This window comes from Streptomyces sp. BBFR2 (assembly GCF_044497305.1).
Lineage (GTDB): Bacteria > Actinomycetota > Actinomycetes > Streptomycetales > Streptomycetaceae > Streptomyces.
Window position 1 is genome coordinate 2,364,392 of the sequence record NZ_CP172415.1, and the last position, 23,280, is coordinate 2,387,671.

At 74.3% G+C, this 23,280-nt stretch carries 22 protein-coding genes; 14 read left to right on the forward strand and 8 right to left on the reverse strand.

The genetic code is table 11. The features are described from left to right. Positions 1–45: 45 nt before the first annotated feature. On the reverse strand, positions 46–978 hold the full coding sequence (locus tag ACGH2B_RS08860; protein WP_399086694.1) for a biotin--[acetyl-CoA-carboxylase] ligase: 933 nt from the start codon (positions 976–978) through the stop codon (positions 46–48). Positions 979–1,108: 130 nt separating this feature from the next. Here ACGH2B_RS08860 and ACGH2B_RS08865 point away from each other — a divergent pair, with 130 nt between their 5' ends. From ACGH2B_RS08865 to ACGH2B_RS08880, 4 genes are all read left to right on the forward strand, one after another. Next, the gene (locus ACGH2B_RS08865) at positions 1,109–2,698 is read left to right on the forward strand and encodes an acyl-CoA carboxylase subunit beta (RefSeq protein ID WP_399086697.1); all 1,590 of its coding nucleotides are present in this window, start codon (positions 1,109–1,111) and stop codon (positions 2,696–2,698) included. Positions 2,699–2,724: 26 nt separating this feature from the next. After that, entirely contained in the window at positions 2,725–2,931 is a 207-nt protein-coding gene (locus ACGH2B_RS08870; RefSeq protein ID WP_399086699.1) for an acyl-CoA carboxylase subunit epsilon, read from the forward strand. Between the two features lie 138 nt (positions 2,932–3,069). Beyond that, on the forward strand, positions 3,070–3,198 hold the full coding sequence (gene mmpB / locus ACGH2B_RS08875) for a morphogenic membrane protein MmpB (RefSeq protein ID WP_399086702.1): 129 nt from the start codon (positions 3,070–3,072) through the stop codon (positions 3,196–3,198). A gap of 131 nt (positions 3,199–3,329) precedes the next feature. Then, positions 3,330–3,941, forward strand: coding sequence for a Maf family protein (locus ACGH2B_RS08880; RefSeq protein ID WP_399086705.1), 612 nt, complete (start codon positions 3,330–3,332; stop codon positions 3,939–3,941). 215 nt (positions 3,942–4,156) lie between these two features. Here ACGH2B_RS08880 and ACGH2B_RS08885 read toward each other — a convergent pair whose 3' ends face one another. Then, complete coding sequence (locus ACGH2B_RS08885) at positions 4,157–4,585, reverse strand: hypothetical protein (protein ID WP_399096833.1); 429 nt, start codon at positions 4,583–4,585, stop codon at positions 4,157–4,159. 528 nt (positions 4,586–5,113) lie between these two features. Here ACGH2B_RS08885 and ACGH2B_RS08890 point away from each other — a divergent pair. After that, positions 5,114–6,883, forward strand: coding sequence for an acetyl/propionyl/methylcrotonyl-CoA carboxylase subunit alpha (locus tag ACGH2B_RS08890; protein WP_399086708.1), 1,770 nt, complete (start codon positions 5,114–5,116; stop codon positions 6,881–6,883). Positions 6,884–7,027: 144 nt separating this feature from the next. On the opposite strand, the gene ACGH2B_RS08895 is transcribed toward ACGH2B_RS08890, so the two are convergent. Next, positions 7,028–8,212: an alpha/beta hydrolase gene (locus tag ACGH2B_RS08895; protein ID WP_399086711.1), complete on the reverse strand. Its 1,185-nt coding sequence runs from the start codon at positions 8,210–8,212 to the stop codon at positions 7,028–7,030. A gap of 346 nt (positions 8,213–8,558) precedes the next feature. Between ACGH2B_RS08895 and ACGH2B_RS08900 the strand changes: the two genes are divergently transcribed. Continuing rightward, the gene (locus ACGH2B_RS08900) at positions 8,559–9,218 is read left to right on the forward strand and encodes a TetR/AcrR family transcriptional regulator (protein ID WP_399086714.1); all 660 of its coding nucleotides are present in this window, start codon (positions 8,559–8,561) and stop codon (positions 9,216–9,218) included. A 188-nt stretch (positions 9,219–9,406) separates the two neighbouring features. Here ACGH2B_RS08900 and ACGH2B_RS08905 read toward each other — a convergent pair whose 3' ends face one another. After that, the gene (locus ACGH2B_RS08905) at positions 9,407–10,354 is read right to left on the reverse strand and encodes a DeoR/GlpR family DNA-binding transcription regulator (RefSeq protein ID WP_399086717.1); all 948 of its coding nucleotides are present in this window, start codon (positions 10,352–10,354) and stop codon (positions 9,407–9,409) included. 236 nt (positions 10,355–10,590) lie between these two features. Next, entirely contained in the window at positions 10,591–12,036 is a 1,446-nt protein-coding gene (locus ACGH2B_RS08910; RefSeq protein WP_399086720.1) for an NAD(P)H-quinone dehydrogenase, read from the reverse strand. A 114-nt stretch (positions 12,037–12,150) separates the two neighbouring features. On the opposite strand from ACGH2B_RS08910, the gene ACGH2B_RS08915 reads away from it, so the two are divergent. From ACGH2B_RS08915 to ACGH2B_RS08925, 3 genes are all read left to right on the forward strand, one after another. Next, positions 12,151–12,588 (forward strand): gamma-glutamylcyclotransferase, encoded by a 438-nt coding sequence (locus ACGH2B_RS08915; protein WP_399086723.1) that lies wholly within the window; start codon positions 12,151–12,153, stop codon positions 12,586–12,588. A gap of 359 nt (positions 12,589–12,947) precedes the next feature. Continuing rightward, complete coding sequence (locus ACGH2B_RS08920) at positions 12,948–13,769, forward strand: purine-nucleoside phosphorylase (RefSeq protein ID WP_399086726.1); 822 nt, start codon at positions 12,948–12,950, stop codon at positions 13,767–13,769. Between the two features lie 191 nt (positions 13,770–13,960). Then, entirely contained in the window at positions 13,961–15,640 is a 1,680-nt protein-coding gene (locus ACGH2B_RS08925) for a phospho-sugar mutase (RefSeq protein ID WP_399086729.1), read from the forward strand. A gap of 319 nt (positions 15,641–15,959) precedes the next feature. Here the strand turns inward: ACGH2B_RS08925 and ACGH2B_RS08930 are convergent, their stop codons facing one another. Then, positions 15,960–16,328 (reverse strand): hypothetical protein, encoded by a 369-nt coding sequence (locus tag ACGH2B_RS08930; RefSeq protein WP_399086732.1) that lies wholly within the window; start codon positions 16,326–16,328, stop codon positions 15,960–15,962. Positions 16,329–16,874: 546 nt separating this feature from the next. Next, complete coding sequence (locus tag ACGH2B_RS08935; protein ID WP_399086735.1) at positions 16,875–17,498, reverse strand: PH domain-containing protein; 624 nt, start codon at positions 17,496–17,498, stop codon at positions 16,875–16,877. Between the two features lie 322 nt (positions 17,499–17,820). On the opposite strand from ACGH2B_RS08935, the gene deoC reads away from it, so the two are divergent. Genes deoC through ACGH2B_RS08950 form a run of 3 tightly spaced genes read left to right on the forward strand, consistent with a single transcriptional unit; the run spans position 17,821 to position 21,153 of the window. Then, entirely contained in the window at positions 17,821–18,816 is a 996-nt protein-coding gene (gene deoC, locus ACGH2B_RS08940) for a deoxyribose-phosphate aldolase (RefSeq protein WP_399096836.1), read from the forward strand. Positions 18,817–18,824: 8 nt separating this feature from the next. Then, entirely contained in the window at positions 18,825–20,300 is a 1,476-nt protein-coding gene (locus tag ACGH2B_RS08945; RefSeq protein WP_399086738.1) for an aldehyde dehydrogenase family protein, read from the forward strand. Continuing rightward, entirely contained in the window at positions 20,293–21,153 is an 861-nt protein-coding gene (locus ACGH2B_RS08950; RefSeq protein ID WP_399086740.1) for an aldehyde dehydrogenase family protein, read from the forward strand. Before ACGH2B_RS08945 ends, ACGH2B_RS08950 begins: the two co-directional genes overlap by 8 nt. 63 nt (positions 21,154–21,216) lie before the next feature. Here the strand turns inward: ACGH2B_RS08950 and ACGH2B_RS08955 are convergent, their stop codons facing one another. Further along, complete coding sequence (locus ACGH2B_RS08955; protein WP_399086743.1) at positions 21,217–21,603, reverse strand: hypothetical protein; 387 nt, start codon at positions 21,601–21,603, stop codon at positions 21,217–21,219. A 339-nt stretch (positions 21,604–21,942) separates the two neighbouring features. Between ACGH2B_RS08955 and ACGH2B_RS08960 the strand changes: the two genes are divergently transcribed. Together ACGH2B_RS08960 and ACGH2B_RS08965 are read left to right on the forward strand one after the other, a co-directional pair. Next, positions 21,943–22,653, forward strand: a complete 711-nt coding sequence (locus ACGH2B_RS08960) for an ATP-binding protein (protein WP_399086746.1) — start codon at positions 21,943–21,945, stop codon at positions 22,651–22,653. Positions 22,654–22,709: 56 nt separating this feature from the next. After that, on the forward strand, positions 22,710–23,201 hold the full coding sequence (locus tag ACGH2B_RS08965; RefSeq protein WP_399086749.1) for an OsmC family protein: 492 nt from the start codon (positions 22,710–22,712) through the stop codon (positions 23,199–23,201). Positions 23,202–23,280 lie beyond the last annotated feature (79 nt).

A 23,280-nucleotide genomic window follows, 5' to 3' on the forward strand; every position in this document is an offset into this window, starting at 1 on the left:
GCTCGGCGTTTCGGCCACCGGCGCCGCCGTACGCAAGGGCGCAGGTCAGGTGTAGCCGCCGCCCGCGTCCGGCCGCAGATGGACGATGTCGCCGGCGCCCACCGGCTGCTGCACGCCCTCCTCGGTCGCGAGGATCAGCCGCCCGTCGCCGTCGAGCGCCACCGCCTCACCGCGCAGCACCCGGTCACCGGGGAGTTCGGCGCGGACGGTACGGCCCAGGGTCGCGCATCCCGCGGCGTACGCCTCCTGCACCCCGCTCGCGCCCGGGTCACCGTCCGCGTCCTGCCAGGCGGCGTACCAGGTCTCCAGGGAGCGCAGGACGGCCCGCAGCAGGGTGTCGCGGTCGGTGGTGTGCGCCCCGGCCAGGGCGAGGGAGGTGGCGGTGGGCACCGGCAGCTCGTCCTCGCGCAGCGAGACGTTGAGGCCCATACCGAGGACGATGCCGTCCCCGGCGCGCTCGGCGAGGATGCCGCCGGCCTTCCGCTCGGCGCCGTCCACGGTCAGCAGGATGTCGTTGGGCCACTTGAGTGCGGTGTCCACGCCCGCGGCCCGGGAGAGCGCGGAGGCGACGGCGACCCCGGCGAGCAGCGGCAGCCAGCCCCAGCGCTCCTGGGGGACGCGCGGGGTCAGCACCACGGAGACGAAGATCCCCGAGCGGGCCGGCGCGCTCCAGCGGCGGTCCAGGCGCCCCCGGGCGGCGGTCTGTTCCTCGGCGAGGAGCACGGTGCCCTCGGGCGCCCCGGCGGCGGCGCGCAGTGCGAGGTCGGTGTTGGTGGAGCCGGTGGCGTCGACGACGTCGAGCGCGGTCCACAGGGAGCCGGGCCGCACCAGGGCCCGCCGGAGCGCCCGGGCGTCGAGCGGCGGCCGTTCCAGATCGCTCCAGCGGCCGCCCCCGGTGGCACCCGACGCGCCGGTGCCGTCCCCGGGCCCGGGCGAGCGGCCGTCTTTGTCCTGGTTTTCCGGCGGTTGAGGTGTCATGGAACCAGCCTAGGTGTGGTCAACGACGCAGTGCCGCCGATCACCCCCGCCGATACGCTACGAAGCGGTAGCAAGGCCGTACGTCTCCCCGTACGCGCACCAGTCCAGGACGAGCAGGAGCCGCATCCCGATGTCCGAGCCGGAAGCACACCTGACCACCACCGCGGGCAAACTGGCGGATTTGCAGCGGCGGATCGATGAAGCCACGCACGCCGGTTCCGCCCGTGCGGTGGAGAAGCAGCACGCGAAGGGCAAGTTGACCGCGCGCGAGCGGATCGATCTGCTCCTCGACGAGGGCTCGTTCGTCGAGCTCGACGAGTTCGCCCGGCACCGCTCGACCAACTTCGGGCTGGAGCAGACCCGCCCGTACGGCGACGGCGTGGTCACCGGCTACGGCACGGTCGACGGCCGCCCGGTCGCGGTGTTCTCGCAGGACTTCACGGTCTTCGGCGGTGCGCTCGGCGGCGTCTTCGGCGAGAAGATCGTCAAGGTGATGGACTTCGCGCTGAAGAACGGCTGCCCGGTCATCGGCATCAACGACTCCGGTGGCGCGCGCATCCAGGAGGGCGTGGTCTCGCTCGGGATGTACGGCGAGATCTTCCGCCGCAACACCCATGCCTCCGGCGTGATCCCGCAGATCTCACTGGTCGTCGGCCCGTGCGCGGGCGGCGCGGTCTACTCCCCCGCCATCACGGACTTCACGGTGATGGTCGATCAGACCTCACACATGTTCATCACCGGGCCGGACGTCATCAAGACCGTCACCGGCGAGGACGTCGGCTTCGAGGAGCTGGGCGGCGCCCGCACCCACAACGCCACCTCCGGCGTCGCGCACCACATGGCGTCCGACGAGAAGGACGCCATCGACTACGTCAAGGCGCTGCTGTCGTACCTGCCGTCCAACAACCTCTCCGAGCCGCCCGCCTTCCCCGAGGAGGCGGACCTGGAGACGTCGGACCACGACCGTGAACTCGACACGCTGATCCCGGACTCGGCGAACCAGCCGTACGACATGGTCACCGCGATCGAGCACATCCTGGACGACGGGGAGTTCCTGGAGGTCCAGCCGCTGTACGCGCCGAACATCCTCACCGGCTACGGCCGCGTCGAGGGCCACTCGGTGGGCATCGTCGCCAACCAGCCGATGCAGTACGCCGGCACCCTCGACATCAAGGCGTCCGAGAAGGCCGCCCGCTTCGTGCGGACCTGCGACGCGTACAACATCCCCGTCCTGACCTTCGTGGACGTGCCCGGCTTCCTGCCCGGCACCGACCAGGAGTGGGACGGCATCATCCGCCGCGGCGCCAAGCTGATCTACGCCTACGCGGAGGCGACGGTCCCGCTGATCACCGTCATCACCCGCAAGGCGTTCGGCGGCGCGTACGACGTCATGGGCTCCAAGCACCTGGGCGCCGACCTCAACCTCGCCTGGCCGACCGCGCAGATCGCCGTCATGGGCGCGCAGGGCGCCGTCAACATCCTGCACCGCCGCACCCTCGCCGCCATCGAGGACCCCGAGGCCCAGGCCACCCGCCGCCAGGAGCTGATCCAGGAGTACGAGGACGCGCTGCTCAACCCGTACGTGGCGGCCGAGCGCGGCTACGTCGACGCGGTGATCATGCCGTCCGAGACGCGGCGCCACATCGTCCGCGGACTGCGCGCACTGCGCAACAAGCGCGAGGCGCTGCCCCCGAAGAAGCACGGCAACATCCCGCTGTAGGCCGCGTCCCGAAGGAGGGCTTGACCATGATCAAGGTCGTACGGGGCAACCCCACACCCGAGGAGCTGGCCGCCGCGCTCGCGGTGGTGCAGGTCCGCGCCGCCGCTGCCGGGAGCGCAGAGCCGGAGCCGGAGCCGGTCTCGGAGTGGTCCGACCCGGCGGCGCGCATCCCGGCCCACCGCACCCCGCACCCGGGACCGCGCGCCTGGCGCACCAGCTACTGGCCGCGCTGACCGGCACCACCGGTATGTGAGGTACGCCGCACACGTCGCGTTCGCCCTGGTCGTCCGGGTGCGGGCGTTCCGCGCGCGAGGGCGCCTGAGTACGCGTACTCAGGCGCCCGAACCCTCGGCGGGCGCAGGATCGGAACCATGCTGTGGTCCGATCCGCCCGACGAGCCTCCCGAGGAGCTGCGCCATGCGCAGAAACGGCTCCGCCGGCTGGGCCTCGTCATGGCGATCGCCTCGATGCTCACCATGGTGCTGCTGGCCGGGCGTTGACGTGTAATCGTTCCCGCCGCCCGCCGGACCGCTCCACGGCCGAGGACGTCCGCCGGGCCGCCGGCGGTTCCGCCGGACCGGTTGTCCACAGGCCCGCCGCGCCCGCCGCGGCGCTCCGTACGATGGCGGGCATGACCGAAGAGCCCCGCCCCCGCCGTCTCGTCCTCGCCTCCCAGTCACCCGCGCGCCTGGGCCTGCTCCGGCAGGCCGGGCTGGCCCCGGAGGTGATCGTCAGCGGGGTCGACGAGGACGCGCTCACCGCCCCCACCCCCGGCGAGCTGGCCCGTGTGCTGGCCGAGGCGAAGGCCACCGCGGTCGCCGCGCGCCCGGAGGCCGCCGGGGCGCTCGTCATAGGGTGCGACTCGGTGCTGGAGCTGGACGGCCGGGCGCTGGGCAAGCCCGCCGACGCCGAGGACGCCACGGCCCGCTGGAAGGCGATGCGCGGCCGCTCCGGCGTGCTGCGGACGGGCCACTGCGTCATCGACACCGCGAACGGCCGCCGCACCTCCGCCACCGCCTCGACGACGGTCCGCTTCGGCGAGCCCGACGACGCCGAGATCGCCGCCTACGTCGCCAGCGGCGAACCGCTCCACGTCGCCGGCGCGTTCACCCTCGACGGTCGCTCGGCCCCCTTCATCGACGGCATCGACGGCGACCCGGGCAACGTCATCGGCCTCTCGCTCCCGCTGTTCCGCCGCCTCCTGGGCGAGCTGGACGTCCGCCTCACGGATCTGTGGGCGTGAGGCGGACGGGGAACGACGGGGGCGGGAGACGCGGAGACCTGACGGAACGGTAGGAGCCGCCGCGGCCGGGCCGGGCGGTCGGGGGCTCGCCGCCGCGCCCGTTCCGGAGCGACCACGACCGCCGGGCTCACGGCCGGAGCCGCTGCATCGCCCGTCGAGCCCCGCGGGCGGAGCCGCCGCCCGGTCCCGCGCCGCCGCGCCCGGGCCCGCCGGCCTCACACCGAAGTGGGCTCCGGACCGCCGGTTTCCGGGCCGGGCGCGGGCTCCGTGCCCGGCCCGGAAACCGGCGCGGCGGGCCGTTCCCCGTACGCCACCAGGGTCAGCACCAGCAGGGCGAGGACGGCCATCAGGGCGGCGAAGGCGAGCCAGCCGAGCATGCCGACGGCGAAGGCGCCGAGGACCGCGTGCGCCACGGCGCAGACGATCAGCGCGATCCGGGCGAGGGTGCCGGGCGGGCGGTCGCGGAGCGCGGTGCGCAGCAGCAGGGCGGCGCAGCCGAGGAGGCAGAGCGCGGCGAGGGCCCCGGCGGCCAGCGCGCCCGTGGTCATCGCGCCGGGCCGCAGCCCCGCCAGGGACATCTGCTGCCGGTCGACGACGATGCTCATGATCCAGTTCAGCAGGAGGACGCCGCCCGCCTCCAGCATCAGCACCACGGCCGCCACCACCGCCACGGGTCTCCGCGCCGCCACCGCCCCACCTGCTTCCGTCCGTACCGGATGTGCCGCCGCCGGGCGCCGAGGGCCCGTCGCCGTGCGCCCGCGTCCTGCGGGCCGTGCCGTGTTACCGCGAGTACAGAAGACAGCGCGCACGCTACTAACGGGTAACGGCCGGGGCAAGAGGTGTGCGCACACGGAGGCGGCGGGCCGCCCGGAGGCTCCCTGGCGCCGCGCCGGGCGCAAACTTTCCTTCGCCCATTCGTAGGGACTCCACAAAGAATTGCCGACCCGCTGTCCGATACAGCGCAGAGAGCTAGACCACATCGAGCCGCTCGTCCGGCGCCGCGGAACCGGGCCTACCCTGGGCTGTCAGGGGGTGTCACCTCCTGAGAGGCACGCGTGCCACGCTCCGTGTGGGGAAGGTCACCTCAGGGAACGGGTCGGCACGCGGTGTCGCCAGTCCCTAAACTCGCTGCGTTCAGTGTGTTGCGGCGTAGCGCCCAGGAAGGACCCATCGTGCGCAAGGTGCTCATCGCCAACCGTGGCGAAATCGCTGTCCGCGTTGCCCGTGCATGCCGGGACGCCGGAATCGGGAGCGTGGCGGTCTACGCCGACCCCGACCGGGACGCCCTGCACGTCCGCGCGGCCGACGAGGCTTACGCCCTGGGCGGTGACACCCCGGCCACCAGCTACCTCGACATCGCCAAGGTCCTCCAGGCGGCCAAGGACTCCGGCGCGGACGCCATCCACCCCGGTTACGGCTTCCTCTCCGAGAACGCCGAATTCGCCCAGGCCGTCCTGGACGCCGGGCTGACCTGGATCGGCCCGCCCCCGCACGCCATCCGTGACCTCGGCGACAAGGTCGCCGCCCGCCACATCGCGCAGCGCGCCGGCGCCCCGCTGGTCGCCGGCACCCCCGACCCGGTCTCCGGCGCGGACGAGGTCGTCGCCTTCGCGAAGGAGCACGGTCTGCCGATCGCCATCAAGGCGGCGTTCGGCGGCGGCGGCCGTGGCCTGAAGGTCGCCCGCACCCTCGAAGAGGTCCCGGAGCTGTACGACTCCGCGGTCCGCGAGGCCGTCGCCGCCTTCGGGCGCGGCGAGTGCTTCGTCGAGCGCTACCTCGACCGTCCGCGCCACGTCGAGACGCAGTGCCTGGCCGACAAGCACGGCAACGTCGTCGTCGTCTCCACCCGTGACTGCTCCCTCCAGCGCCGCCACCAGAAGCTGGTCGAGGAGGCCCCGGCGCCGTTCCTGAGCGAGGCGCAGAACGCCGAGCTGTACCGCGCGTCCAAGGCCATCCTCCGGGAGGCCGGTTACGCGGGCGCCGGCACCTGCGAGTTCCTGGTCGGCCAGGACGGCACGATCTCCTTCCTGGAGGTCAACACCCGCCTCCAGGTCGAGCACCCGGTCACCGAGGAGGTCACCGGCCTGGACCTGGTCCGCGAGATGTTCCGCATCGCCGACGGCGAGGAGCTGGGCTACGACGACCCCGCCGTGCGCGGCCACTCCTTCGAGTTCCGCATCAACGGTGAGGACCCGGGCCGGGGCTTCCTCCCGGCCCCCGGCACCGTCACCCTCTTCGACGCGCCCTCCGGCCCCGGTGTCCGCCTGGACGCGGGCGTGGAGTCGGGCAGCGTCATCGGCCCGGCGTGGGACTCCCTGCTGGCCAAGCTGATCATCACCGGCGCCACCCGTGAGCAGGCGCTCCAGCGCGCCGCCCGCGCGCTGAACGAGTTCACCGTCGAGGGCATGGCCACCGCCCTCACCTTCCACCGCGTGGTCGTCAAGGACCCGGCGTTCGCCCCCGAACTGACCGGCTCCGCCGACCCGTTCACCGTCCACACCCGGTGGATCGAGACGGAGTTCGTCAACGACATCCCGCCGTTCGCCGCCGCCGGCGGCGACGAGGCGGAGGCCGACACCCGCGAGACGGTCGTGGTGGAGGTCGGCGGCAAGCGCCTGGAGGTCTCGCTGCCGTCCTCGCTCGGGATGCCGCTGGCCCGCGCCGCGGTCGCCGGGGGTGCCAAGCCCAAGCGCAAGGCGTCGAAGAAGTCCGGCTCCGCCGCCTCCGGCGACACCCTCGCCTCCCCGATGCAGGGCACCATCGTCAAGGTCGCCGTCGAGGAGGGCCAGACCGTCGCCGAGGGCGAACTGGTCGTCGTCCTGGAGGCGATGAAGATGGAGCAGCCGATCAACGCCCACCGCGCCGGCACCGTCAAGGGCCTGGCCGCCGAGGTCGGCGCCGCCCTCACCTCCGGCGCCGTCATCTGCGAGATCAAGGACTGACGTCCGGCCGTACGCGGCGGAAGGCCCCGGCACGGGTGTGCCGGGGCCTTCGCGTGCCCGGGGCGCGCCGGGCCGGGCGGGGGCGCGCGCCGGTCCCGCCGGGGCGCGTACGGGGCAGCCGCGCGCCCCGGCGCCGTCACGGCGTCACGACGCCCCGACCACGTCCTCCGGGAACGTCAGCTCCTTGCTCATCCACCGCAGTGCGGCGGGCAGTTCGCGGCGCCAGGTGGCGAAGTTGTGGCTGCCCCGGTCGAGGAGGACGGTGCCGGCCCGCATCGGCGGGCGGACGGCGGCCAGGAACTCCCGGGCCGCCGGGTAGTTCTTCTCGCCGTGACGGCTGGTCCCGATCAGCACCGAGACCCGCGGCGGCGGCAGATGGCGCAGCCGCCACACCAGATCGTGCTCCTCGCGGCGGCGCACCCGGTCCCGCCCGCCGCCGAAGAGGTCGCCGGTGGTCGGGTCCGGGGTGACCTTGTAGTCCGGGGAGAGCGCCGCCGCCGCGGTGTACGTCCCGGGGTGACGCATGGCGAGCTGGAGGGCGCAGCTACCGCCGGAGGAGTAGCCGAGGACGCCCCAGCCGCCGGGGTCGTGGCCGACCCGGTAGTGGGACCGCAGGGCGTCCGGTACGTCCTGGGCGAAGAACGTCTCGGCCTGCGGGCCCCCGGGCACGTCGACGCACTGGGTGTCGCGCGGCGGGGCGACCGTGGGCCGCATCATCACGATGACGGTGGGCTGCGCCTGGCCGGAGCGCTGGAGCGCCGCCGCGGTCTGCGGCAGCCGCAGATGCTGGCCCAGCAGGTAGATGCCGCCCGGATAGCCGCTGAGCGCCACGACGACGGGGAATCTCTGACGGGCGTAGGCGGGCTGGAAGTACTGCGGCGGCAGGTAGACGTACGCCGGGTCCACCAGGCGGGTGCGCTTGCCGACGATCCGTACGGTCTCGACCTTCCCGGCGGTCGCGGGCGGTCCCTCGGGCAGGCCGTGCACCTTGTCGAGCCCTTCCGGGCCGGACGGCTGGACGAGGCCCTGCGTCGGGTCCCCGGCGGGTCCGGCGCCCGTGGCCCCGCCCCATTTGGCGACCGCGCCCGGGGCGTCGTCGTAGAGCCCCAGCAGTTCGTGCCAGGAGCCGTAGAACTGGAAGTTGGTGTTGACGGCGAGGGCGAGGGCGGCGACGAGGGCGAGCTGGGTGGCGAGGAGCGAGCCGAGGCGGCCGAGGAGGGCCCGCGGTCCGCGCCCGGCGAAGCGCGGCCACAGCCGGCAGGTCAGCGCGACCGCGGCCAGGGCGGCCAGAACGGCGGCGTACAACAGCGGGCGGCTGGTCAGCCCCATGACGTCTTCCCCAGGTCCGGTGGGGCCGCCGGGACGTGTGCCCGTGCCGACCCCGCGATGTGCCGGCGCCCCGGGCACGCACCGCCCGGAACGCCGTGTTGCGCCAGGTTTGACGGTGGTGCGGGGCGCGGCGTTGCGGCGTGCCCCGGTGTTCGGCGAGGTGTCGCCGGGCGGCCACCGCACATTGGGCCGCGGGACGCCGCCCGGCCACCAGCCGGGCCCGGGGCCCCTGTCAGGGGCGCACGCGACGGCCCCGCGCGCCCCCGGCGGGCGGCCCGCCGCGGCCCCGGTCAGTGGCATCCTGGAGCCACCGGGCCGGGACCGGCCGGGACGAGGAAGGACGGCGATGGCGACCGAGACGGCAGGGCGGCGGCCGGCCGCACGACGGAGCGAGGCGGCGGCCGGCGCGGCACCCACCCCGCGCCCCATGCGGGCCGACGCCCGGCGCAACTACGAGCGGCTGCTGGCCGCGGCCCGTACCGCCTTCATCGAGCACGGCACGGACACCTCGCTGGAGGAGATCGCCCGCCGCGCCGGGGTCGGCATCGGCACCCTCTACCGGCACTTCCCGCACCGTACGTCGCTGATGGGCGCGGTCTTCCAGAGCGAGGTGGACGCGCTGCTGGCGCAGGCGCGGGAGCTGGCGGACGCGCCGCAACCGTGCCGGGCGCTGGTCGAGTGGCTGCGCGCGATCATCACCCACGCCGGTACGTACCGGGGCCTGTCGCGGGCGCTGATGACGGCGACGGCGGACGAGAGTTCCGGGATGGCGCGGTGCAGTGTGCCGATGCGGGAGGCGGGCGGCGCGCTGCTGGCCCGCGCGCAGCGGGCCGGGGCGGTCCGGCCGGACGTCACCATCGGCGATCTGATGCGGCTGACGAACGGCATCGCGCTGGCCGCCGAGGAGTCCCCGGACGATCCGCTCCTCGCCGACCGCCTGCTGACCCTCACCCTGACCGGTCTGAAGGCGGACGGGAACGACTGCGCCGGGGAGCCGGGCGCGTAACGGGAGCGGCGGCGGGCGCGCCGGGCGGTGTACCGGAAACACCGCGGACGGGCCGGGGCCCCGCCGCCCGAAGCGCCTCGGCGGCACCCGCCCGCACGGGGCGCGTACCGCCGAGGTGCCGGAAGCCGGGTCGGGCGTACTGAGACCTCCCGGGGCCCCGCGGTCGTGCCGCCGGGCCCCGGGACGTCTCAGCGGCGCCGGGGGGCGAGATCGGCGACGCGGGGTGTGTCGCCCAGGGAGGCGGAGCGCAGGGCCGGGGACGCGCCCCCGGGCGGGTGGTTGCGGCGCTGGCCCGGCAGCGGGACCTCCCGGCGGTGGCCGCGCCGGTCGGGGGCGCCGTCCGCCGCGGTGGCGGCGGTACCGGTGACGGCGATCTGTACGCCTTGGTCGGCGAGGGCCTGCAACTCCGTCGCGGCGCGGTCGTCGTGGGCCGGGGGCTCGTCGGTGACCAGCCGGGTGATGAGGTCCGTCGGCACGGTCTGGAACATCGTGTCGGCGCCGAGCTTGGTGTGGTCGGCGAGGACCACCACCTCGCCCGCGGCCTGGACGAGGGCCCGGTCGACGCTGGCGGAGAGCATGTTGGACGTGGAGAGGCCGCGCTCGGCGGTCAGCCCGCTGCCCGACAGGAAGGCGCGGGAGACCCGCAGCCCCTGGAGCGACTGTTCGGCACCGCTGCCGACCAGCGCGTAGTTGGAGCCCCGCAGCGTCCCGCCGGTCATGACGACCTCGACGCGGTTGGCGTGGGCCAACGCCTGGGCGACCAGCAGGGAGTTGGTGACGACGGTCAGGCCGGGCACCCGCGCGAGCCGGCGGGCCAGCTCCTGGGTGGTGGTGCCGGCACCGACGACGATGGCCTCGCCTTCCTCCACGAAACCGGCGGCGAGATCGGCGATGGCCGTCTTCTCCGCCGTCGACAGGTGGGATTTCTGGGGCAGACCGGATTCCCGGGCGAGCCCGCCCGGGAGGACCGCTCCGCCGTGCCGGCGGTCGAGGAGCCCTTCCGCTTCCAGCGCGCGTACGTCCCGGCGCACGGTCACTTCGGAGGTCTGGACGACACGGGCGAGCTCCCGGAGCGACACCGCTCCGTTGGCCCGCACCATTTCAAGGATCAATTGGCGACGTTCTGCAGCGAACACGAAACTGACAGTAACGCCAACGCCCGTCTGTTTTCAGCAGGTTGCACCAATTAACGGAAATTGTGCACGGCGCGAACGGGCGAGTGGTATAGAAGGCTCCTACCCCGAACTCCCGCCCGGCAACGGCGACATGATCGCAGGTCAGCGCCGAACACCCGGCGAGGGTCCGGCACGCCCCTCACCCGCCGCGCGCACCCGGGGCACAAACGTACCCACCGTCCGCGCCCCGAGAACGGCTACTCGTTGGCCGCCTTACGGGTGTGCAACTGCCGGGCGACCTCGGCGAGCGAGCCGGACAGCGACGGGTAGACCGTGAAGGCGCTGGCGATCTGCTCGACGGTGAGGTTGTTGTCGACGGCGAGCGCGATCGGGTGGATCAGCTCACTGGCGCGCGGCGAGACCACCACACCGCCGACGACGATGCCGGTGCCCGGGCGGCAGAACAGCTTCACGAAGCCGTCGCGGATGCCCTGCATCTTGGCGCGCGGGTTGCGCAGCAGCGGGAGCTTGACCACCCGGGCGTCGATCTTGCCCGCGTCGACGTCCGCCTGGGAGTAGCCGACGGTGGCGATCTCCGGGTCGGTGAAGACGTTCGCGGAGACCGTCCGGAGGTTCAGCGGCGCCACGGCGTCGCCGAGGAAGTGGTACATCGCGATGCGGCCCTGCATCGCGGCGACCGACGCCAGCGCGAAGACGCCGGTGCAGTCGCCCGCCGCGTAGACACCGGGCGCGGAGGTGCGCGATACGCGGTCGGTGCGGATGTGCCCGGAGTCCTTCATCTGGACCCCGGCCTCCTCCAGGCCGATCCCGGCGGTGTTGGGGATGGAGCCGACCGCGACCAGGCAGTGGCTGCCGGAGATCGTCCGGCCGTCGGCGAGCGTCACCTCGACGCGGTCGCCGACCCGCTTGACGGCGGCGGCGCGGGAGCGGGCCATGACGTTCATGCCGCGGCGACGGAAGACGTCCTCCAGGACGGCGGCGGCGTCCGGGTCCTCGCCGGGCAGCACCCGGTCGCGGGAGGAGACGAGCGTGACGCGGGAGCCGAGCGCCTGGTAGGCACCGGCGAACTCGGCGCCGGTGACACCGGAGCCGACCACGATCAGTTCCTCGGGCAGTTCGTCGAGGTCGTAGAGCTGCGTCCAGTTCAGGATGCGCTCGCCGTCGGGGAGGGCGTCGGGGATCTCGCGGGGGTGCGCGCCGGTGGCGATCAGCACCGCGTCGGCGACGAGGGTCTGCTCGGTGCCGTCGGCGGCGGTGACCGTGACCTTGCGGGAGCCGTCCGTGGCCTGCCCCGGCTCCAGCCGGCCGCGGCCGCGCAGCACGCGGGCGCCGGCGCGGGTCACCGAGGCGGTGATGTCGTGCGACTGGGCGAGCGCGAGGCGCTTGACGCGGCGGTTGACCTTGCCGAGGTCGACGCCGACGACGCGGGCGGGCCGCTCCGGGTCGGGCGTGCCGTCCTCGACGATGATGCCCAGCTCCTCGTACGAGGAGTCGAAGGTCGTCATCACCTCGGCCGTCGCGATGAGAGTCTTCGAGGGGACGCAGTCGGTCAGCACCGACGCCCCGCCCAGACCGTCGCAGTCGACGACGGTCACCTCCGCGCCGAGCGAGGCGCCCACCAGGGCCGCTTCGTATCCGCCGGGTCCGCCACCGATGATCACGATCCGAGTCACGCCTTCCATTGTCCCGCACGCCGCGCGGTGCTTCCCGGCGGGGTGCGGCGGGCGGCGGATTTCCCGGCTCCGGATCCTTGATTCCCCAGGAGCTGGGCGGCCCGCCTCCCGTACCCTCGAACCATGTCGCTCTACGCCGCGTACGCCGGCAACCTCGACGCGCGGCTGATGTCCCGCCGCGCACCGCACTCCCCGCTGCGCGGCACCGGCTGGCTCAACGGCTGGCGGCTCACGTTCGGCGGTGAGCAGATGGGCTGGGAGGGCGCCCTCGCCACCATCGTCGAGGCACCGCGCTCCCAGGTCTTCGTCGCGCTCTACGACATCGCGCCCATGGACGAGGACTCCATGGACCGCTGGGAGGGCGTCGGCCTCGACATCTACCGCCGGATGCGGGTGCGGGTGCACACCCTCGACGGCGAGGAGCCCGCGTGGCTCTACGTCCTCAACGGCTACGAGGGCGGCCTCCCCTCCGCCCGCTATCTGGGCGAGATCGCCGACGCCGCCGAGTCGGCGGGCGCCCCGCACGACTACGTCATGGAGATGCGTAAGCGGCCCTGTTGAGGGGCCACGGGGCGGTCATCGGGCGCGGTCCGGCGGGGGCCGGAGCCTAGGCGGTCCGGCCGCGCGGGCCGGGGTGCGTCCGGCCCGATCCCGCCCCCCGCGTCTTTCCCGGACGCCGGAAACGGCACGGGCATCACGGACCTCGGCGAGCGTCCCTGCAGGGCCACCCGGGAGGCCCCGGCGACTTCCCCTGGGGCCCGCCCGGTGGACGGCCTCAGGGAACCCCGTCCCTCCCCAGCCGCTCCGACCCTCTTCCGGTTCTCCCGCCCGGCCCCCGCGCACCCCTCCCACCAGCGCCTTCCGGCCCCGTCCACGGCGGCATCTACGCGCGTAGGAGATTTCCCGCTACCCTCGTCGGCGTGAACGCATCTGTTACCACGGACCCCGCCCGCGACCCGCAGGCCGCCGCCGGGGACGCCGCCGCCCGCCTGCGCGAACTCACCGGTGCCGCCAGCCATGACGTCGCCCTGGTCATGGGCTCCGGCTGGGCCCCGGCCGCCGAGGCGCTGGGCGCGCCCGAGCACGAGTTCCCCGTCACCGAGCTGCCCGGCTTCCCGCCGCCCGCCGTGGAGGGCCACGGCGGCAAGATCCGCTCGTACCTCATGGGCGACAAGCGCGCGCTGGTCTTCCTCGGCCGTACGCACTACTACGAGGGCCGTGGGGTGGCCGCCGTCGCGCACGGAGTGCGGACCGCCGTCGCCGCCGGATGCAAGACGATCGTGCTCACCAACGGGTGCGGCGGTCTGCGTGACGGGATGCGTCCGGGTCAGCCGGTGCTGATCAGCGACCACCTCAACCTCACCGCCACCTCGCCGATCGAGGGTGCCCGCTTCGTCGACCTGACGGACCTGTACTCGCCGCGGCTGCGCGCGCTGTGCAAGGAGGTCGACCCGACCCTGGAGGAGGGCGTCTACGCGCAGCTCCCCGGGCCGCACTACGAGACGCCCGCCGAGATCCGGATGATCCGGACGCTCGGCGCCGACCTGGTCGGTATGTCGACGGCGTTGGAGGCCATCGCCGCCCGTGAGGCGGGCGCCGAGGTGCTGGGTCTGTCCCTGGTGACCAACCTCGCCGCGGGCATGACCGGTGAGCCGCTCAACCACGAAGAGGTCCTCCAGGCCGGCCGTGACTCCGCGACGCGGATGGGCAGCCTGCTGGCCCAGGTGCTCGGCAAGCTCTGAGCCCCGTCCGGCCCGGGCCGGACGGCCGGGGCGGGCACCACGCCCGGCCCGGCCGCCCGCCCCGGGACCGTACGCCGTCCCCCGGTGGCGTACGCCGTTCCCGTACGCCGCCGGGCCTCCGGCCCTCAGCCGGAGCCCGGCCGTCCCGTCCCCGCCTCCCCGCCCCACCCACCGTCGTCAGGAGCATCAACGTGGCCACCGATCCCGCGGAGCTGATCCGTCTCGCCCAGACCTGGCTGGCCGAGGACCCCGACCCGCAGACCCGCGACGAGCTGTCCCGGCTGATCGACGCCGGTGACGTGAGCGAGCTGGCCGACCGGTTCGCCGGGACGCTCCAGTTCGGCACCGCGGGGCTGCGCGGGGAGCTGGGCGCGGGCCCGATGCGGATGAACCGCGCGGTGGTCATCCGCGCGGCCGCCGGTCTCGCCGCGTACCTCAAGGGCCGCGGGGACGGCGACGGCCTCGTGGTCATCGGCTACGACGCCCGCCACAAGAGCGCCGACTTCGCGCGTGACACGGCCGCGGTGATGGTGGGCGCGGGGCTGCGCGCCGCGGTGCTGCCGCGCCCGCTGCCCACTCCGGTCCTGGCGTTCGCGATCCGGCAGCTCGGCGCGGTCGCCGGTATCGAGGTCACCGCCAGCCACAACCCGCCGCGCGACAACGGCTACAAGGTCTACCTCGGCGACGGCTCCCAGATCGTGCCGCCCGCGGACGGCGAGATCGCCGCGGAGATCGCCGCGATCGGCTCGCTGCACGACGTGCCGCGACCGGAGTCCGGCTGGCAGACCCTCGGCGACGACGTCCTCACCGCGTACCTGGAGCGGACCGACGCGGTCCTCACCCCCGGTTCGCCGCGCGACGCCCGTGTCGTCTACACCCCGATGCACGGCGTCGGCCGGGACACGCTGCTCGCCGCGTTCGCCCGCGCCGGGTTCCCCGCCCCGCTGGTCGTCGCGGAACAGGCCGAGCCGGACCCGGAGTTCCCGACCGTCGCCTTCCCCAACCCGGAGGAGCCCGGCGCGATGGACCTGGCGTTCGCCACCGCCCGCGCCGCGGGCGACGGCGTCGACCTCGTCATCGCCAACGACCCGGACGCGGACCGCTGCGCGGTGGCCGTGCCCGCTCCCGGCACCGACGCGGGCTGGCGCATGCTCCGCGGCGACGAGGTCGGCGCCCTCCTCGCCGCCCACCTCGTCAGCAAGCAGGCGTCCGGCACCTTCGCCACCACCATCGTCTCCTCCTCCCTCCTCTCCCGGATCGCCGCCGCCGCCACGCTCCCGTACGAGGAGACCCTGACCGGCTTCAAGTGGCTGGCCCGGGTGGACGGCCTGCGGTACGCGTTCGAGGAGGCGCTGGGCTACTGCGTCGACCCCGAGGGCGTCCGCGACAAGGACGGCATCACCGCCGCCCTGCTGATCACCGAACTGGCGGCGGAGCTGAAGCGCTCCGGCCGCACCCTCACCGACCTGCTGGACGACCTCGCCGTCGAATACGGCCTGCACGCCACCGACCAGCTCTCGGTCCGGGTCGAGGACCTGTCCCTGATCGCCGGTGCCATGCGCCGGCTCCGCGAGGCCCCGCCGGCGACGCTCGCCGGGCTGCCGGTCGCCGAGGCCGAGGACCTCTCGCGCGGCACCGCTTCCCTGCCGCCGACCGATGGCCTGCGGTACACGCTGGCCGGTGCGCCGGAGCGCGGCGTGGCGGCCGGCCGGGTCGTGGTCCGCCCGAGCGGCACGGAGCCGAAGATCAAGTGCTACCTGGAGGTCGTGCTGCCGGTGGCGGCCGCGGACGCGCTGCACGGGACGCGGGAGCGGGCGGCCGAGGTGCTGGCGGAGCTGAAGGCGGACCTGGGAGAGGCCGCGGGAATCTGAGGGCGCGCTCCGGCCGGGCGGCGGTAGCCGGCCGGCCGGAGCGGGAATGGCACGGGCTGGGGAAAACCCAGGTGGGCCCGCGTGTGCGGGCATGTCCCCTGGACGTTCGTCGACCCGCGCGCGGCGTCGTTCGGTCCCCGCGGGTACGCGAGGGGGGCTCGGTCCCTGCGGGTACGCGGGGGGGGGCTCGGTCCCGCCGTCGCTTTACGCGGACGGCGGCCAGGCCGGTGCCCCTCGGGGCGGGCGGCCGCTACCGCCGTCCGCCCCGAGGCGGCCCGCCCCTACGGCGATCCGTTCCACCGGCTGCGCCTTCGGTCCGTCAGTCCGTGACCGGGGTGCAGGGCCCGGTACCGCCGAGCCGGTCGCCGATACGTACCTCGACCTCGTCCCCGTCCGGCCGCAGCGCGCGTACGGACCACAGCCGGGCGGCGATACGCGTACCCGCCGCCGTCACGTACGCGTCCACGGCGAGCACCGCCCCGCCGTCCTCGGCGACCTCCAGCTCCGCGGCGGCGACGGCCCCGTCGGAGAACCGCAGCGCGACCCCTACGGGCCGGGGCGCCCCCGCGAACCCCTCGGGATCGGGCACCTTCAGGAGGCGGCAGCGCGCCCCGGGGAAGAGGTGGGTGTGGGCGCAGAGGGCCGGGAAGGCGCGGTCCTCGCACGGGCCGGGAACGGAGTGAGTCATCGAGGGCTCCGGGCTGGGCGGAAGTGGGGATGCCCGCGCAGTCTCTCCCGGTCGGTGGGGTGAACGATGCGGTGCGGCTACCCGGCGGTCGGTGTGTCGGGGCGGCTCCACGGGCGTTCGTACGGGCCCGGCATGGGCGGCGGGGTGGGTACGCTCCGGGCGGGCCGAGGCCGTACCGCCCGGAAGCGCAGGACGAACGGGTGCGGTTGGCGGCACGCACCGGATGGGACGTGCGGGGCCCGCGAGCGCCGAGGGGTCCCGGCTCGTCGTCCCGCGGGGCACGATCAGGACGTTCACCCCGCGTGCAGGACGTTCAACCCGCGTGCGCGGGGGTGTTCCCTGGGAAGTCGACGTGCTGAGCGTCGAGGCCGCGTCCACCCGCGAGTGCGGGGATGGCCCCGTCCGGGCGACCAGCAGATCGAAGACCGTCTGGTGAGCCCCGCGTGCGCGGGGGCCTGTGCGGGCCTCCGCAGACGCGGCTGCCCGGGGCCTTGCGGACCGGGGCGGCGACGCAGGGCGCAAGTGCCGCCCCGCCCTCCGAGCCCCCTACACCGCCAGCATCACGGCCAACCCCACAACCCCCACCACACACGGCGCGATGAACCCGTAAGCCCACCGGACCACCGGCTCCCCGCTCGCGCCTTCCCGGTGGGTGGCCTGGGCCTTGATCTCGCGCAGTTCGTCCATCGTCTGGTCGGCCGTGGCGCGCGGCACCGGGCCGGGGTCGCCGCCCATGCCGAGGCGGCGCGGCGCCGCTCCGCGCGCCGCCTGCCGCCCCGCCTTCTTGCGCTGGCGCAGGGAGACCGGGATCGCCCAGAGCTGGTACTTACGGCCGCCGGTGGTGAAGACCTCGCAGGAGAAGGAGGCGCGGAGGTCCTCGATCGCGCCCCAGGGGAGCGTCAGCGTGCGGAACGGGTTGCGGACCAGCAGACGGTCCTCACCCGCCTTCACCACGGGACGCAGCGTGAACGCGGCGACCAGCGGGACGCCGAGGAGCAGCGCGAAGAGGGCGGTGAGTTTGGTTTCCAGGGCGCCGCGCACCAGGGCGTCGCCGCCGAGCCAGAGGCCGAGGGCGATCAGCAGCGCGCCGCCGACCAGGCCCATGGGCGAGCGGTAGCTGCGCTCGGCGTACTTCTGCGGGGCCGTGCTGGCGGGTTCCTGGCGCGTCATGGTGCCGATTCTGCCTGACCGTCCGGATGCCGGACATTGCGTTACGGCATCAGTCGGGCGGAACGCCGTATCCGGGACGGGACGGAGCGCGACGGCGCCGGCGGGGCGTACGCCGCCGGTGCGTACGCCCCGCAGCGGCCCGTCCCGGCGCCCCCGCAGGCTCGGCCACCGACCGGGCGCCTGTCCCCTCACGTGCCCCCGCCGGGCCACCGCGCCCCGCTCCCCGGGGATGGCCCCGGGCGCGCGCCACATTCCCGCACGCCCCGGCCTTCCTGGGGGGATGACAGGCCGCTACGCGCGTAGATATGCTCCCCTCGTGACCATGCCCACCACAGTTCCCGCATACGGCAAGGAAGCCGCGGGGCGGCTGGCGTCGATGGCGGACGTGACCGCCGACGACGGCGCGCTGCGCCGCTTCCTGCACGGCCTCCCAGGCGTCGACAAGGTCGGCCTGGAGGCCCGCGCCGCCACCCTCGGTACCCGTTCGGTCAAGACGACGGCGAAGGCGTACGCCATCGACCTCGCCGTCTCGATGATCGACCTGACGACGCTCGAAGGAGCCGACACCCCCGGCAAGGTGCGGGCGCTGTGCGCCAAGGGCATCAACCCGGACCCCACCGACCGCACCGTCCCGAAGGTCGCGGCGATCTGCGTCTACCCGGACATGGTCGCGACGGCCAAGGAGGCGCTCGCCGGCTCCGGTATCCATGTCGCGTCCGTGGCGACCGCCTTCCCGGCGGGCCGCGCCGCGCTGCCGGTCAAGCTCGCCGATGTGCGGGACGCGGTCGCCGCCGGCGCCGACGAGATCGACATGGTCATCGACCGGGGCGCGTTCCTCGCCGGTCGCTACCTGTCCGTCTACGAGGAGATCAAGGCCGTGAAGGAGGCGTGCGCCCGGCCCGACGGGTCCGCCGCCCACCTCAAGGTGATCTTCGAGACCGGCGAACTCCAGACGTACGACAACGTCCGCCGGGTCTCCTGGCTGGCGATGCTCGCGGGCGCCGACTTCATCAAGACCTCGACCGGCAAGGTCGCCGTCAACGCCACCCCGCCCGTCACCCTCCTGATGCTGGAGGCGGTCCGCGACTTCCACGCGGCCACCGGCGTGCAGGTCGGCGTGAAGCCGGCCGGCGGTATCCGGACGACCAAGGACGCGATGAAGTACCTGGTCATGGTCAACGAGACGCTGGGCGCGCCCTGGCTGACCGCCGACTGGTTCCGGTTCGGTGCCTCCAGCCTGCTCAACGACCTGCTGATGCAGCGCCAGAAGCTCAGCACCGGCCGCTACTCCGGCCCCGACTACGTCACGGTGGACTGAGGCAATCCATGACTTTCGACGCTTCCACCCCCTTCACCTACGCCCCGGCGCCCGAGTCCCGTGCGGTGGTCGACATCGCGCCGTCGTACGGACTCTTCATCGACGGAGAGTTCGCTCCGGCGGCGGGCGGCAAGGTCTTCAAGACCGTCTCGCCCGCGACCGAGGAGGTGCTGTCCGAGGTCGCGCAGGCCGAGGCCGCCGACGTCGACCGTGCCGTGGCCGCCGCCCGCACGGCGTTCGTGACCTGGTCCGCGCTGCCCGGTGCCGAGCGGGCCAAGTACCTCTTCCGGATCGCCCGGATCATCCAGGAGCGCTCGCGTGAGCTGGCCGTCCTGGAGACGCTGGACAACGGCAAGCCGATCCGCGAGTCCCGCGACGCGGACCTGCCGCAGGTCGCCGCCCATTTCTTCTACTACGCCGGCTGGGCCGACAAGCTGGAGTACGCGGGCTACGGCCCGAACCCGCGCCCGCTCGGCGTCGCCGGGCAGGTCATCCCGTGGAACTTCCCGCTGCTGATGCTGGCGTGGAAGGTCGCCCCGGCGCTGGCCACCGGCAACACCGTGGTGCTGAAGCCCGCCGAGACCACCCCGCTGTCGGCGCTGTTCTTCGCGGACATCTGCCGTCAGGCGGGGCTGCCGAAGGGCGTCGTCAACATCCTGACCGGTGACGGCTCCACGGGCGCCGCGCTGGTCGCGCACCCGGACGTGAACAAGGTCGCCTTCACCGGCTCCACCGAGGTCGGCAAGGCCATCGCCCGCACGGTCGCCGGCACCGACAAGAAGGTGACGCTGGAGCTGGGCGGCAAGGCGGCGAACATCGTCTTCGACGACGCCCCGCTCGACCAGGCCGTCGAGGGCGTGGTCAACGGCATCTTCTTCAACCAGGGCCATGTCTGCTGCGCCGGTTCGCGGCTGCTGGTCCAGGAGTCCGTCGCCGACGAGCTGCTGGAGGCGCTCAAGCGCCGGATGCGGACGCTGCGCGTCGGCGACCCGCTCGACAAGAACACCGACATCGGCGCGATCAACTCCGCCGAGCAGTTGGCCCGGATCACCGCGCTCGCCGACGCGGGCGAGGCCGAGGGCGCCGAGCGCTGGTCCCCGGAGTGCGAACTCCCCTCCTCCGGCTACTGGTTCGCGCCGACGCTCTTCACCGGCGTCACCCAGGCGCACCGCATCGCCCGCGAGGAGATCTTCGGCCCGGTGCTGTCGGTCCTGACCTTCCGTACGCCGGAGGAGGCCGTCGCCAAGGCCAACAACACGCCGTACGGACTCTCCGCCGGGATCTGGACGGAGAAGGGTTCGCGGATGCTGTGGATGGCGGACAAGCTGCGCGCCGGGGTCGTCTGGTCCAACACCTTCAACAAGTTCGACCCGACGTCGCCGTTCGGCGGCTACAAGGAGTCGGGCCACGGCCGCGAGGGCGGCCGTCACGGACTGGCGGCGTATCTGACCCCGTCGACCCCGAAGGGCGAGCACCATGGCTGACCGACTCTCCGTCTTCAAGACCTACAAGCTGTACGTCGGGGGGAAGTTCCCCCGTTCCGAGAGCGGGCGGGTGTACGAGGTGACCGACTCCGAGGGCAATTGGCTGGCCAACGCGCCGCTGGCGTCCCGTAAGGACGCGCGGGACGCGGTCGTCGCGGCCCGTAAGGCGTTCGGCGGCTGGTCGGGCGCGACGGCGTACAACCGCGGGCAGATCCTCTACCGCGTCGCGGAGATGCTCCAGGGCCGCCGGGCGCAGTTCACCGCGGAGGTCGCGGCGGCCGAGGGGCTGGCCGAGGCCGAGGCCGCGGCGCAGGTGGACGCGGCCGTGGACCGCTGGGTCTGGTACGCGGGCTGGTCCGACAAGGTCGCCCAGATCGCGGGCGGCCCCAACCCCGTCGCGGGCCCGTACTTCAACCTGTCGTCGCCGGAGCCGACCGGCGTGGTCGCGGTGCTGGCGCCGCAGGAGTCGTCGTTCCTCGGGCTGGTGTCGGTCCTCGCGCCCGCGATCGTCACGGGCAACACCGTGGTCGCGGTGGCGGCGGAGCGGGCTCCGCTGCCCGCGCTGTCGCTGGCCGAGGTACTGGCCACCTCCGACCTGCCGGGCGGGGTGGTCAACCTCCTCTCCGGCCGTACGGCGGAGCTGGGCGCGCCGCTCGCCGCACACCAGGACGTCAACGCCATCGACCTGGCGGGCGCGGACGCGGAGCTGGCGGCGGAGCTGGAGACCGCGGCGGCGGACAACCTCAAGCGGGTGCGCCGCCCGGCCCCGGTGGACTGGTCCGCCGACCCGGGCACCGGCCGCCTCCTGTCCTTCCTGGAGACGAAGACGGTGTGGCACCCGATGGGCGTCTGACACCGGCACGAACACCACGGGCCCCGATCCCGCGCGGATCGGGGCCCGTACGGCTTTCCGGGACTACGGCAGGAGGCGAGTGACCGCGCCGATCAGCGGCAGGTCCTTGAGCGCGCCGCCCTTGGTGACCGGGTCGGTCAGCAGTTGGGTGCCGACCGGCTTGAAGTCGGCGACCTGGGTGCCGACGGCGTTGGCGAGCGGGTCGACGGAGGTGTTGGCCAGCGGGTCGAGCTGGAGGTTCTTGACCGGTCCGGTGGCGCCGGCCACGGAGTTGAGCAGCGCGCCGGAGAGCGCGGAGGCGGTGGCGCCGGTGTCCGTGGACTTCACCGGCGCCGCGCTCGCCGCGCCGCCGCCCGCCACGAGCGCGGCCCCGGCCGCGGAGACCGCGAGCGAGGCCCGCAGGAGCGTACGGGAGAGCCGAGCGGGCTTGGGACGTGCGTGAGAGGCCATGCGCTGCCACCTGCCTGTGCGACGGAAGGCCCCGGAGAGGGAGCCTTCCACGGAAGAGAACCGTTCGGTAATCGATTGACCGCACAGCGTAGTTGACGGGCGCCGGGCGATCCAGTTCGTACGGAGCGGTGGCGGACCGCCGCGAGCCGGTCCGGAGCGGGCGGCACCACGGCGCGGCGCCGCGCCGCCCGGGGCCGCGCGGCGCCCAGGAGCCCCGCCCGGAGCCGCGCCCTGTCCGGACCCGCGCTCCCCCGCGCACCGCCCCGCCGGCCAGGTGTGAGGTGACCGGTGCGGCCCAGGGGGTGGCCCGGCGGGCCGGATGCCGGACAATGGGGTCCCGTGAGCTTTCCGTCCGCCGCCCGGCGCCCCGCCGCCCGCGTCCTGCTGCTGACCGGTCCCTCCGGATCGGGCAAGTCCTCCCTCGCCGCCCGTACGGGCCTGCCGGTGCTCCGGCTCGACGACTTCTACAAGGAAGCCGGCGACCCGACACTGCCGCGGCTGCCCGACGGCGGCGGCGCGGACTGGGACTCCCCGCTCTCCTGGGACGCGGACGCCGCGGTCGCCGCCGTCGCCGCGCTCTGCCGTGAGGGCCGCGCGGCGGTCCCGGTGTACGACATCGGGGCCAGCGCCCGCACCGGCGTCGTGGACGTCACGCTGGACGGCGCCGCGCTCTTCGTCGCGGAGGGCATCTTCGCCGCCGAGGTGATCGACCGCTGCCGGGCCGCCGGGCTGCTCGCCGACGCGCTGTGCCTGCGCGGACGGCCCACGACGACCTTCCGCCGCCGGCTGCTGCGGGACGTGCGCGAGAGCCGTAAGCCGGTGCCGTACCTGATACGCCGCGGGCTGCGGCTGCTGCGGGCCGAACGCTCCGTGGTGGCGCGGCAGACGGCGCTCGGCGCCCACCCGTGCGCCCGCCCCGAGGCGCTGGCCCGGATCGCGGCGGCGCGGACGGCGGGCCCGGACGACGGCCGCACGGAGAGGCCGGGACCCCCCGAAGGGGCGATCTCCCGTACCGGCGGCGGGCCCGGAGTGACGCACGCAGGCTCCTGAGCCCGGCCGCCGGACCCGGTGGCCGCTCGCGGAAACGGCGTCCCGGGAGGACACGCATGCCGAAGGCCAGGGAGCACACCTACCGCACGCGCGTCGTCCGGACCGGCGACACCGGCACGGGGACCAGCGGCTACCGCGACTACGACCGCGGGCACGAGGTCAGCGCCGACGGCCCGCCGCCGCTCGTCGCCGGCGCCGACCCGGCGTTCCTCGGCTCCGCCGGCGCCTGGAACCCCGAACAACTGCTGCTCGCCTCCCTGTCGCAGTGCCACATGCTGACCTACCTCGCGCTGTGCGCCCTGAACGGCGTGACGGTCACCGGCTACGAGGACAACTCCGGCGCCACGATGGCGGAGGACGGCTCCGGGGGCGGCGCGTTCACCGAGGCGGTGCTGCGCCCGAGGACGCGGGTCGTGGCGGAGTCGATGCGCGAGCGCGCGCTCGCCCTCCACGAGGAGGCGCACCGTAAGTGCTTCATCGCCAACTCCGTGGCGTTCCCGGTGCGGTACGAGGCGACGGTCGAGGTGCGGGCGGAGGCCGTGCGCTAAAGGCGGCACGGCGCGAGCCCCGCCCGGGACGCGCCGTCGTGCGGCGGCCGGGCGGGGCTTACGCCGTACGGGCTGCACA